The organism is Snuella lapsa (genome assembly GCF_039539345.1).
GTDB classification, from domain to species: Bacteria; Bacteroidota; Bacteroidia; order Flavobacteriales; family Flavobacteriaceae; genus Snuella; species Snuella lapsa.
Genome location: NZ_BAABCY010000040.1, coordinates 75,541 through 88,500, shown reverse-complemented (window position 1 = coordinate 88,500; position 12,960 = coordinate 75,541). Strand labels below are relative to the sequence as shown.

At 35.7% G+C, this 12,960-nt stretch carries 12 protein-coding genes; 10 read left to right on the top strand and 2 right to left on the bottom strand.

The genetic code is table 11. The features are described 5' to 3' along the window. The first annotated feature begins 158 nt into the window (after positions 1-158). From ABD792_RS09000 to ABD792_RS08985, 4 genes are all read left to right on the top strand, one after another. Entirely contained in the window at positions 159-956 is a 798-nt protein-coding gene (locus ABD792_RS09000; RefSeq protein WP_345005585.1) for a TrmH family RNA methyltransferase, read from the top strand. A gap of 114 nt (positions 957-1,070) precedes the next feature. Further along, complete coding sequence (locus ABD792_RS08995; protein ID WP_345005584.1) at positions 1,071-2,303, top strand: M48 family metallopeptidase; 1,233 nt, start codon at positions 1,071-1,073, stop codon at positions 2,301-2,303. Between the two features lie 214 nt (positions 2,304-2,517). Next, positions 2,518-4,293 carry a DEAD/DEAH box helicase gene (locus ABD792_RS08990; protein WP_345005583.1) on the top strand — a complete coding sequence of 592 codons (1,776 nt, stop codon included), beginning with the start codon at positions 2,518-2,520 and terminating at the stop codon, positions 4,291-4,293. A 215-nt stretch (positions 4,294-4,508) separates the two neighbouring features. Then, positions 4,509-5,285: a carboxypeptidase-like regulatory domain-containing protein gene (locus ABD792_RS08985; RefSeq protein WP_345005582.1), complete on the top strand. Its 777-nt coding sequence runs from the start codon at positions 4,509-4,511 to the stop codon at positions 5,283-5,285. Positions 5,286-5,332: 47 nt separating this feature from the next. Here the strand turns inward: ABD792_RS08985 and ABD792_RS08980 are convergent, their stop codons facing one another. Both ABD792_RS08980 and ABD792_RS08975 read right to left on the bottom strand, forming a co-directional pair. Then, positions 5,333-5,707 (bottom strand): VOC family protein, encoded by a 375-nt coding sequence (locus ABD792_RS08980; RefSeq protein ID WP_345005581.1) that lies wholly within the window; start codon positions 5,705-5,707, stop codon positions 5,333-5,335. A gap of 72 nt (positions 5,708-5,779) precedes the next feature. After that, entirely contained in the window at positions 5,780-6,436 is a 657-nt protein-coding gene (locus ABD792_RS08975; RefSeq protein WP_345005580.1) for a TrmH family RNA methyltransferase, read from the bottom strand. Positions 6,437-6,643: 207 nt separating this feature from the next. Between ABD792_RS08975 and ABD792_RS08970 the strand changes: the two genes are divergently transcribed. The 6 genes from ABD792_RS08970 to ABD792_RS08945 all read left to right on the top strand — a co-directional run bounded on the left by ABD792_RS08970 (position 6,644) and on the right by ABD792_RS08945 (position 12,838). After that, a complete protein-coding gene (locus tag ABD792_RS08970) occupies positions 6,644-7,330 on the top strand; it encodes an SIR2 family NAD-dependent protein deacylase (RefSeq protein ID WP_345005579.1) in 687 nt (228 codons plus the stop codon). Between the two features lie 69 nt (positions 7,331-7,399). Beyond that, positions 7,400-7,972, top strand: coding sequence for a non-canonical purine NTP diphosphatase (locus ABD792_RS08965; RefSeq protein WP_345005578.1), 573 nt, complete (start codon positions 7,400-7,402; stop codon positions 7,970-7,972). A gap of 69 nt (positions 7,973-8,041) precedes the next feature. Continuing rightward, a complete protein-coding gene (locus tag ABD792_RS08960; protein ID WP_345005577.1) occupies positions 8,042-10,255 on the top strand; it encodes a RelA/SpoT family protein in 2,214 nt (737 codons plus the stop codon). Between the two features lie 26 nt (positions 10,256-10,281). Beyond that, positions 10,282-10,734, top strand: a complete 453-nt coding sequence (locus ABD792_RS08955) for a Fur family transcriptional regulator (protein ID WP_199115104.1) — start codon at positions 10,282-10,284, stop codon at positions 10,732-10,734. 12 nt (positions 10,735-10,746) lie between these two features. Continuing rightward, positions 10,747-12,033 (top strand): adenylosuccinate synthase, encoded by a 1,287-nt coding sequence (locus ABD792_RS08950; protein ID WP_345005575.1) that lies wholly within the window; start codon positions 10,747-10,749, stop codon positions 12,031-12,033. A gap of 304 nt (positions 12,034-12,337) precedes the next feature. Beyond that, positions 12,338-12,838, top strand: coding sequence for a hypothetical protein (locus ABD792_RS08945; RefSeq protein ID WP_345005574.1), 501 nt, complete (start codon positions 12,338-12,340; stop codon positions 12,836-12,838). Positions 12,839-12,960: the final 122 nt, after the last annotated feature.

Here is a 12,960-nt window from a genome sequence, read left to right as displayed (position 1 = left end):
AGGACAAACTCTTCGATAGGTTGGTTATTGCTAATATCACAGGATTATGACGAAAAACGGATATTCAAATAAAAATATTTCATAATAATTCAATAAAACCGTTTTGTCGCACTATCAGAAATAAAATTACACGAATTTAAATTACATTTGCCTTTACAATGAACAAACAAATTTCCAGTACCAATAACACATATATTCGCCAACTGGTTCAGTTAAAGGACAAATCTCGCGAACGTAAAAAGACCGGATTGTTTTTAATTGAAGGGGAACGCGAAATATCTTTAGCTATTAAAGGCGGTTATGAGATTGAAACAATTTTGTTTTATTCAGAGTTGTTTTCGATGGCGCAGCTAAATAAATTAACAAGTACCCCAATAAACACCATTGCGGTCTCAAAAGAAGTCTATCAAAAGTTAGCATATCGAGATACTACCGAGGGCGTTTTAGCAGTTGCCAAGAGTAAAGCTCATAATGTCAACGCACTTGCATTCAAAACCGAAACACCGCTCATTTTAGTTGCAGAAGCTCCCGAAAAACCAGGCAACATAGGAGCTTTATTAAGAACTGCCGATGCAGCCAATGTCGATGCCGTTATTATAGCCAACCCTAAAACAGATTTGTATAACCCCAATATTATACGCTCTAGTGTTGGTTGTGTATTTACCAAACATATTGCTTTGGGAAACACTACAGAAGTTATTCAATTTTTAAAAGCAAAAAACATCAGAATCTATTGTGCGGCCTTACAAGCATCCGTACATTATCACACGCAAGATTTCACAAAACCTACAGCCATTATTGTTGGAACAGAAGCTACTGGTTTAAGTGAAGAGTGGCTAAACAACTCCAATCAAAATATTATTATCCCCATGCAAGGAGAAATAGATTCCATGAATGTCTCTGTTGCCGCAGGAATTCTTATTTTTGAAGCCAAAAGACAACGGGATTTCAAATAAACTTCCATTAAGAAGGAATTATGACCTAAGTAATCTTATGATTTCAACTTAATTTAAACAGATTGCCTCGTCTCTCAAGTAATCGGGATTCGCAATGACAACAGAAAAATAAATATGACCGCAAACACCCTTTTCTATATTATCATCGGAATTATTGTTATCAATTTTGTAATCGACAAAATCATTAATGCACTAAACGCAAAACATTTTAACGACACCCTACCAGAAGACCTGAAAGATGTTTATGATGAGACCGAATACAAAAAATCGCAAGCCTATAAACTAACAAACTACAAATTTGGTATAATTACCTCAACATTTTCATTACTATTAACATTAGGGTTTTTAATTTTTGACGGCTTTGAATTCGTTGATACTATTGCTAGAAGTTACAGTAACAACAATATTATTGTTGCTTTAGTATTTTTTGGCATTATCATGATAGGAAGTGATATTATTACAACACCTTTTTCCTATTACAGTACTTTTGTTATTGAAGAACGCTTTGGATTTAACAAAACAACTAAAAAGACATTCTTACTCGACAAATTAAAAGCTTGGCTAATGATGATAATTATTGGCGGTGGATTACTAGCTTTAATCATTTGGTTTTATGAGCTTACCAAATCACAATTCTGGCTTTATGCTTGGGGGCTAATAGCTGTTTTTACCATATTCATGAATATGTTTTACTCAAAACTTATTGTTCCATTATTTAATAAGCAAACTCCATTAGAATCAGGATCTTTGCGGGATAACATTTCCGAATATGCTAAAACAGTAGGATTTAAGTTAGACAAGATTTTTGTGATTGATGGCTCTAAAAGAAGTACCAAAGCAAATGCCTATTTTTCGGGATTTGGCAGAGAAAAACGTGTAACACTCTACGACACCCTAATTAACGATTTAGAAGAAGACGAAATAGTTGCCGTGCTAGCCCATGAAGTTGGCCATTACAAAAGGAAACATATTATTTTTAACCTCTGCGCTTCAATTTTGCTCACAGGAATCATGCTTTATATACTATCGCTCTTTATTTCAAATCCTCTGTTATCAAACGCATTAGGAGTAGAAACACCAAGTTTTCACATTGGACTTATTGCCTTTGGGCTATTGTACAGCCCCATAAGTGAAATTACTGGCCTTATTATGAATGGCTTTTCTAGAAAATTTGAATATCAGGCTGATGATTATGCCAAAAACACTTATAAAGCCGAACCTTTAATTTCCTCTCTTAAAAAATTATCTAAAAACAGCTTAAGCAATTTAACACCACACAAGGCCTATGTGTTTATGCACTATTCCCATCCTACCCTATTGCAGCGCATCAAGAACCTAAGGGAATAGCCTCCAGAAAACCTACGCATAAGTATTTATAGTAATACCTGAGTTTTAAAAATCGCTACTTTTAATCTTTAAACTTAGAACTTAAAACTTTTATGTATCTTTGCCGCTTTAAATTCCTCAGAGTGAGGATGTGTTACTGGAAGTTTAAGGTTTAAGTATGTCGATTCGCTTCTAATGTAACACCGCATAAACATAATCGAATACTTATACCAGAATGAACACATTCCAAGATTTAGGTCTTAATGAAGACCTTTTAATGGCTATTACCGATTTAGGTTTTGAAAAACCAAGTGAAGTACAAAACAAAGCTATTCCAATTTTATTAGAAAAAGAAGGCGATTTAGTTGCTTTAGCGCAAACAGGAACTGGAAAAACAGCATCTTTCGGATTTCCTATGCTACAAAAAATAAATGTAGATAGCCGTACCACCCAAGGGCTCATCCTATCACCTACCCGTGAGCTTTGCTTACAAATCGCCAATGAAATGAAACAATATGGCAAATATTGTAAAGGACTTAATGTTGTTGCGATCTATGGAGGATCAAGTATCACAGAACAAGCAAGGGACGTAAAAAAAGGAGCCCAAATAATCGTTGCCACGCCTGGTCGTATGAAAGATATGATAAGTAGACGCTTGGTAGACATTTCGAAGATAGAATATGCTGTTCTAGATGAAGCCGACGAAATGTTAAACATGGGCTTTTATGAAGACATAACATCCATTTTATCGCACACGCCAGAAGACAAAAGCACCTGGCTATTTTCGGCAACAATGCCCAAAGAAGTCGCTACCATTGCTAAAAATTTCATGCACCAACCTATAGAAATAACTGTAGGTAACAAAAATGAAAGTACTAGCAATGTAACCCATGAGTACTTTTTGGTAAACGCAAGAGACCGTTACCAGGCCCTAAAACGTTTGGCTGATGCAAACCCCGATATATTCTCGGTAGTTTTCTGTCGTACCAAACGCGACACTCAAAAAGTCGCAGAACAACTCATCGAAGATGGCTATAGTGCTGCTGCTCTACACGGCGATTTAAGTCAAAATCAACGGGATTTAGTAATGAAATCCTTTAGAAACAAACAAATACAAATGCTGGTCGCTACCGATGTGGCTGCTCGGGGCATTGATGTAGATGACATTACACATGTTATAAACTACCAGTTACCAGACGAAATTGAAACATATACCCACCGCTCTGGCCGTACAGGTCGTGCCGGTAAAACAGGGGTTTCTATGGTTATTGTTTCTAAAAGTGAAGTTCGAAAAATTAAAAGTATCGAACGTATCATCAAGAAAAATTTCGATAAAAAAGACATTCCAAACGGAATGGAAATTTGTGAAGTGCAATTAATGTCATTAGCCAATAAAGTACATAACACCGAAGTCAATCATGAAATTGACAAGTACTTAAGCAGTATTAATGAATTATTTGAAGACACTACCAAAGACGAACTGATAAAAAAATTCTTCTCGGTTGAGTTCACACGTTTTTATAACTATTACCAAAAATCAAGAGATTTAAACGTCTCAGAATCCAGCAGCCGCGAAAGTGATAGTGGTCGTGATTATAAAGAAAGTTCGAATTCTACCCGTTACTTTATAAATGTAGGTAGAAAAGATGGCTACGATTGGATGAAGCTAAAGGATTTCTTAAAAGAAATGTTAGACTTTGGCAGAGACGATGTCTTTAAAGTTGAAGTAAAAGATAGCTTTTCATTTTTTAATACCGAAAATGAATTACAAGAAAAAGTACTTACTTTCTTTACAGATTTTAAACATAATGGTCGATTTGTAAATGTTGAAGTATCAGAGAATAGAGGTCGTGGTGGAAAACGTGACGGCAAAGGTCGTGGTGGAAAAAGAGATCGTAAAAAAAATAGTGAAAAACGATTTTCAAATTCAAAACCAAGACGTTCTGGTTCCGATTTTAAGTCAACCCAAGGAGGTTCGGGCCTTTCAAGACCCAGAAGATCCAGACGATAGAATTTAAATATATCGTTTAATTTTCTTGGATTTGTTAATTTTAAGTCAAAAATGAAACTTAGATTCTCCATCTTGTTATTTTGTTTAGTACTTTTATAACAAATTAAGAATTTCATATCAAAACAATGAAGCATCCATAGTCTTTTCAATTGTGATATAACAATGAGACAATATGGATGCATCATTAACTTTTGAACAACAGTAAATATAAACGCATGAAATATTATCTGCTACTTTTTTTATTTGTTACCACCTCTACATTATGTTTGGGGCAAAACTCTAGTAAAATAAAAGGTGTAGTAGTTAATGCAGCAGATGGTAGCTTTCTTGAAAGCGTGAACATCGTAAACCTTAACCAAGTTATAGGTACAACAACCAACAAAGAAGGGGAATTTCAAATTTCTGCCAAGGCAAACGATACCCTTCATTTTTCTTATTTAGGCTTTAAATCCATAAAAGTACGCGTTACTAATGACTGGATAAAGTTTGGAGATTCCAAAATAGAACTAACAGAACTAGCATTGGCACTCGAAGAAGTGGTGGTTAACCAATTAAGGCTTACTGGTTATTTAGAGGTAGACATTGAGCAAGTTCCTGACATTAACAATAATTACAGATACAGTATTTCCGGGCTTCCAAATACAGGTTACGAAGCCAGCTCTCCAGGTACCGTAAGTAAGGTTTTAGGCTCTATTTTCAACCCAGCCGACTTTTTACATCGTATGTTCGGAAAAAAACCTAACGAATTACGCAAGCTTAAAAAGATGAAGCAGGACGATGAAATTAGAAACTTGCTTGCTTCCCGATTTGATAGGGAAATGCTTACCGTACTTTTAAATGTAGATCGTGTAGACCTTGATGAAATCGTTAGCCAGTGTAATTATTCCAAAGGCTTTATACAAACCGCCAACGATTTGCAAATATTAGATGCCATTAGTGAATGCTATGAAGAATTCAAACTTCTAAGTAAAAGCCGAAGCAATAGGCTATAACCTCTTTTTAGCCTAAAAGATTACGCATTAGAATTAAGGTCAACCGCTTAATTCCTTGAATGCAAAGCAACCCTGTTACCCTCACTATCTATAAAAACCCCCATATACCCATGTTCGGGTGATATTTGGGTCTTTTGTTGATATATTTCCCCACCTGCAACTTTAACCCTATCCAATTCATTTTGAACATTCGCACTTATAAAATAAACAAGCGTGCCCTCTCTACTTGGCACATAAGTATCTTGTTTAATCAAAGTACCTTGCGCTCCAGGCACTTCCCCTCTATCAGGGAACCATCCCATAAGCATACCTCCAAAATCGTGTATACTTATCTCTACTTGAAAAACAGCTTCGTAAAACGCTTTAGCCCGTTCCATATTATTTACAGGAATTTCGAACCAACCTACCATATTATGTTCCATGACGTAACTTTTATGTTCCTTAAATATAACCATTTAACCAATAAATGAGTAAAATTCCCCTAAGTATATTGCTTACCCCTTACTATAAAAACGAGCTATAATATCATCATAACGCTTAATTGTTTTCTTGCACCAATCCAAACGTTTCTCTAACTGTTCAGTTTCTGTTAGTTGCCAGGCAATGTCCGTTTGTCTCAATTTAGTTGTAACATGCTGTAAAATGATGGCTGCAGACACAGAAATATTTAAACTCTCCGTAAACCCTACCATAGGAATCTTTAAATAGCAATCGGCCGCATCCAGTACTTCTTGCGACACGCCTTCGGTTTCCCTACCAAAGAAAAAGCATGACTTTTTACGAATATCAAACTCGTGCAATAAACAATCATCCGTATGCGGTGTAGTGGCTACAACTTGATACCCCTTTTGCTTTAAATCAACTATACAATCTTTCACACTCGTATAGCGATTTAAATCCACCCATTTTTGTGCTCCCATAGCTATTTCTCTATCGATACGTTTGGTATTACGCTCTTCGATAATGTTTGCTTCCTGAATACCAAAAACATCACAGCTTCGTATCACAGCGCTGGTATTATGTAATTGGTATACATCTTCGGTGGCTACGGTAAAATGCTTTGTACGCTGTGATAAAACCGATTCAAAACGCGCTTTACGATTACCGGTCAGGTAACCTTCAAGGTACTCTAGTAGTTTTACATCTATCATAACACAAAACTACTAAAGTTTTTAGGCACATAAATGATCTATCTCTTTATTTTGTTCAAAGCAACAAGATGATTACCTTTAACTTTGTTATTAAAATTGTCCGCCTGAACGGCACAAGTTGTTTTTGTTAATTGAGATGGTTTAAAATTAATAGTTCTTTACCATTGCACAATCAACTAACTACCAATAGCCATTAACGAATAATAAATGAAAAAACATATTGTTGTACTTACTGGAGCGGGTATGAGCGCCGAAAGCGGGATTAAGACCTTTAGGGATGCCAACGGACTATGGGAAGGCCATGATGTTATGGAAGTTGCTACTCCCGAAGGATTTCGGGCAAACCCAGAATTGGTACTCGATTTTTACAATCAGCGACGACGCCAATTGTTTGAAGTTAGCCCAAATCAAGCACATATGGATTTGGCAACCTTAGAAAGGGAATTTAAAGTAAGCATCATTACCCAAAATGTCGACGATCTTCACGAACGTGCAGGAAGCTCTAATGTAATCCACCTACATGGCGAACTGTTAAAGGTAAGAAGTACCTACGACGCATTAGATATTCAAAAATGGACAACAGATCTTATCCTAGGCGACACATGTAAAAAGGGCTACCAATTACGCCCACACATTGTATGGTTTGGTGAAGATGTTCCCATGATGCAGTCTGCCATTAACATTTGTGAGACAGCCCATATACTAATAATTATTGGCACGTCCATGCAAGTATACCCCGCTGCTGGATTGATACATTATGTCCCTACCAATACTCCCATTTATTTTATCGACCCTAAACCTGCCATAGAAAGCAAACACAACTTAACAGTAATTGCCAAACCTGCCACGACTGGCATAAAAGAAGCCATACAAAAAATAAAGATAATCTGTTAACTAATCAGTTTCAACGGCTTTTGTTTGCCCCAAATAGTTGTATTTTTGCCCCCTAAAACTAACGATTCTATGCAACTTGTATTTGCTACCAATAATTTAAATAAGCTTAAAGAAGTACAAGCTTTAATGCCAGAACACATTAAACTTTTAAGTTTAAAAGACATAAACTGTTTGGATGATATTCCTGAAACCCAAAACACTATTGAAGGGAATGCCATTCAAAAAGCCCAATACATAAAGAACCATTACGGCTTGGATTGTTTTGCCGACGACACGGGACTAGAAGTTGCTGCTTTAAATGGCGCTCCTGGCGTTTACTCAGCACGTTATGCTGGTAATCAGCGTAATGCCAATGACAATATGAACAAATTACTTTTGGAACTGGATTCTAAATCCAACAGAAATGCCCAATTTAAAACCGTAATTGCCTTGTACCTTAACAATACCCTTCACACCTTTACCGGAATTTGTCCAGGTAGTATCACCAAGAGTAAAAAAGGAGACAAGGGGTTTGGTTACGACCCCATTTTTAAACCCGAAAACTATAGTGAAACATTTGCTGAAATGGATTTAAGCCTAAAAAACAAGATAGGACACAGAGGAAAAGCTATTTCGCAGCTTGTCAAGTTTTTAACACCTTAAACCTTAAAAACACACTATAAAAACCATAAACCTATTGGTAATTAACATTCTTTATGTTATTTTTAATTTATGACAGAGGAAGCCATAGAAAAAGAGAACGCAGCCATTACCAAAGCCTACAAAGAGTTATTAAGAGTTAGCTATACCACACTTACTAGCGACGACAAAAAACTTATTCGTAGTGCCTTTGACGTGGCATTGGATGCCCATAAAGATCAACGTAGAAAATCAGGAGAAGCATATATTTTCCACCCACTGGCAGTAGCTAAAATTGTAGCTCAAGAAATTGGTTTAGATGCGACATCCATTGCTGCTGCATTACTTCACGACGTTGTAGAAGATAGCAAAAATTATACTATTGACGATATAGAGCGCTTGTTTGGTGCTACAGTTGCACGCATTGTAAACGGACTCACCAAAATATCTTCCCTTAAAAAAGATATGGACGTATCCTTACAAGCAGAGAACTTTAGAAAGATGCTCTTAACATTGAATGATGACGTACGCGTTATCATCATTAAAATAGCTGACAGGCTCCATAACATGCAAACTATGGATTCCATGCGGCCAGACAAGCAAGTTAAAATCGCTTCGGAAACCTTATACATTTACGCGCCCTTAGCCCATCGTATTGGACTTTACAACATAAAAACAGAACTTGAGGATCTAGGCTTAAAATATACAGAGCCCGATGTTTACTTCGACATTCTTAACAGAATTAAAGAAAGTAAAGAAGAACAAGACCTGTATATTAAAGAATTTAGCGACGTTATAAAAAAATCCTTAGACAAAGAACAACTTGAATATACCATAAAAGGACGACCCAAGTCCATTTTTTCCATTCGGAGGAAAATGGTTAAACAAGGCGTTTCATTTGACGAAGTTTATGATAAGTTTGCCATTAGGATTATTTATAAGAGTGAAGATGTAAACGAGAAATTTTTAGCTTGGAAGATTTATTCGGTTGTAACCGACCACTTTAGACCCAACCCTATTAGGTTACGCGATTGGATATCATCTCCTAAATCGACAGGATACGAAGCCTTACACATTACCGTTATGGGTCCCAAAGGACGTTGGGTAGAAGTACAAATACGCAGTGAACGCATGAACGAAATCGCCGAAAAAGGCTATGCTGCGCATTACAAATACAAACAAGCAAGCGAGAAAGAAGATAACTTAGAGAGCTGGATTAACAAACTACAGGAAGCATTAGAAAACCCTGATACCAACGCCGTAGATTTTGTAGAACAATTTAAACTAAATCTTTACTCAAAAGAGATTTTTGTTTTTACACCTGCCGGCGAACTAAAATCATTGCCTAAAGGAGCCACATCTCTCGACTTTGCCTTTAGTATCCATACCGAAGTAGGGATGAAAACTAGGGGCGCAAAAGTTAATGGCAAACTGGTTCCCTTAAGTCATGAACTACACAGTGGTGACCAAGTTAGCATACTAACCTCGGAGTCGGCAAAACCCAATGCCAATTGGTTGGACTATGCCACTACTGCAAGAGCCAGAAGCAAAATAAAATCTGCTTTAAAAGAAGACAAAAAGCATATTGGAGAAGAAGGCAAGGAAATTTTGCGAAGAAAATTAAAACAACTTAAAATAACCCTTAACGAATCTTCCGTTAACGAGCTGGTAAACTATTTTAAACTTAAAACCAGTTTAGATTTATTTTATCGCGTTGGTATTGGCACCATCGACAATACGATGCTTAAGGATTTTGCTGCATCCAGGAGCAATGTCTTAATGAGTTTTATCAAGAATAAAATATCCCGAAAACCTCATATAAGCAAAGACGAACTCGAAAAAGAAGAAGTAACTGCTAACTACGATTCTATTGTTTTCGGCAAAGAAGAAGAAAAGCTTGACTATAAACTGGCAAATTGCTGCAACCCAATTCCTGGAGACGAAGTATTTGGTTTTGTAACTGTTACCGAAGGTATTAAGGTACACAAAAAGAACTGTCCAAATGCCTTAAGTATGCAATCCAACTATGCATACCGGATTATGTCTGCCAAATGGATCGATTCAACACAACAAGAGTTTTTGGCTCAAATTGCTGTATCTGGTATCGATCATATTGGACTGGTTAACGACATCACACAAATTATTTCGTCCAATATGCACGTAAACATGAAAAGCCTGAGTTTTGAAAGTGATGACGGATTGTTTTCGGGGAAAATTAACGTAATTGTAAAAAACAAGACACTATTAAAAAAGCTTTTGGAGAAACTTAAAAAAATTAATGGTATAGATAAGGTTTCCAGAGTGTAAAAAAAGTGTAAATTTGCGACGAAATTATGAATGCAAAGGCAGATACAAAAAATCAAGAAATAGTAAAAAGCGTATTTACAAGTTTCTTAGAGAACAACGGGCACAGAAAAACACCCGAACGCTACGCTATACTGCAAGAAATTTATAATAATACAGAACACTTCGATATAGAATCCCTATATCTTAGCATGAAAAATAAAAAGTATCGCGTTTCCCGTGCTACTTTGTACAATACAATAGAGTTGCTTTTAGAATGTGGCTTGGTTAGGAAACATCAATTTGGTCAAAACCAAGCGCACTACGAAAAATCGTACTTCGACAGGCAACACGATCATGTCATCCTTACAGATACAGGAGAAGTTATAGAATTTTGCGATCCCAGGATCGAATCAATAAAAAAAACAATCGAAGAGATTTTTGATATTGAAATCAACAATCACTCACTCTACTTTTACGGAAACAGAAAATCAACCAACTAATTATTTTTTACAATGGCAGTAGATTTACTACTAGGATTACAATGGGGAGACGAAGGCAAAGGAAAAATTGTTGACGTACTTACATCGAACTATAATATTATAGCACGTTTTCAAGGCGGACCAAATGCTGGTCACACACTGGTTTTTAATGGTAAAAAACACGTATTGCATACTATTCCATCAGGAATCTTTCATGAAGATGCCACTAATTTAGTTGGTAATGGCGTTGTTATTGACCCTGTTATCTTTAAAAAAGAACTTGACAAATTAGAAGAGCAAAACATAGACTATAGAAAATCATTGCTTATTTCCCGAAAAGCACATATAATCTTACCCACGCATCGTTTATTAGATGCTGCCAGTGAAGCTGCTAAGGGAAAAGCAAAAATTGGATCCACCCTTAAAGGTATTGGACCAACATATATGGATAAAACTGGTAGAAATGGCATTCGTGTTGGCGATTTAGAATTAAGCGACTGGAAAGACCGCTACAGAGCCCTAGCCGACAAACACGAATCCATGATTTCGTTTTACAATGTTGACATTCAATATGATTTAAAAGAACTGGAAGCCGAGTTCTTCGAAGCAGTAGAAACTTTAAAATCACTTAAGTTTATTGACTCCGAAGAGTATGTATACCAGGCTCAAAAAGCAGGTCAGACCATTCTTGCCGAAGGCGCTCAAGGCTCTTTATTGGATATTGATTTTGGAACCTATCCATTTGTTACTTCCAGTAATACAACAGCGGCCGGTGCTTGTACAGGCTTGGGTGTTTCTCCTAATAAAATTGGTGAAGTATTCGGTATCTTCAAGGCTTACACTACCCGAGTTGGTTCCGGACCATTCCCTACCGAATTGTTCGATAACGATGGAGCAACCATGGCACGTGTAGGAAACGAATTTGGTGCAACTACAGGACGTCCCAGACGCTGTGGTTGGTTAGACCTTGTAGCCTTAAAATACGCTTGTCAAGTTAATGGCGTAACACAGTTAATGATGATGAAAGGCGACGTGCTTTCTGGTTTTAAAACCCTTAAAGTATGTACCGCTTATAAATATAAAGGAGAAACAATAGAACATTTCCCGTACAATATCGAACCAGAAAATGTAGAACCTATCTATACTGAATTTAAAGGTTGGAATGAAGATTTAACGGCCATGGATGATGCATCACAACTTCCGGAAGCTCTAAACGAATACATTGCTTTTTTGGAAAAAGAACTGGAAATCCCTATTACAATTGTTTCTGTAGGACCAGATAGAAAGCAAACTATTTTTAGACAGCAATTGGTTAAGTAAAAACCTCTCTATAATCCTATATAAAAAAAAGACTACTTAAAATGTAGTCTTTTTTTATATTAACCTTTATAAACGCCATAAATTTTAATATCTTTAAAGTAAATATTCTTACTGAAATTATTCACGAATTAATTTTTAGCTTATATTGTTTTTATCAACAAGAAACTAAGGTCAAATACATTTTTAAAATCATTTTTTATTGACTCTAAGCAACTTACAGCTTTTCCTCATCGATACTAATTTAACATCAAGCAAGATATTATTACGAACAAAATCGTACAATATACTTCCCTTTCGAATTTTTATGAAAAAACTACCGTTAGCATTACTTCTTTTATGCATTTTAGCCTGTAACAAAAAAAATCAAAATTATCATGAAGGTGATATTTATATTAAACTAATTGATTTCAAAAGTCTTCATGGATACCCTGAAGATAAAGCTATTGAATTTGAAAATGCAATTAATTCTGCAAACCAAAATGACCTTTCAAATTCAGAACTTAAATCTTATGACTACTTTAAAATATTAAGCAAAAACAATATATTAAGAAGCCCTTATTTCAAATTAAAAATAGAGAACGACAGAATAATTAATGTATACACTAGTGAAGAAGAATTCTCAAAACTGTCTGAAAAACTTAAAAATTTAAATAGAGAAAAAGAAAAAATACACGTTGCTTTTAAGGGAGAAGAAATACCTAACCTTATTGAAGACTCAGACGGTATTTTTAACCAAGGTATTTATATTGCAAGTAAGATTGTTTTTGTAAAAAAAGAAAAAGGAAAGACAGATTGGTCAAAATAATTAGCAATCTTAGGAAAACCCGTTTAAAGTATTTAAACATCTATTAGTAACTAATGTGACCAAGCGCTCCAAAATATTTTGGAGCGTTTTTTGTAACCATACAATTATAAATTATTATTATC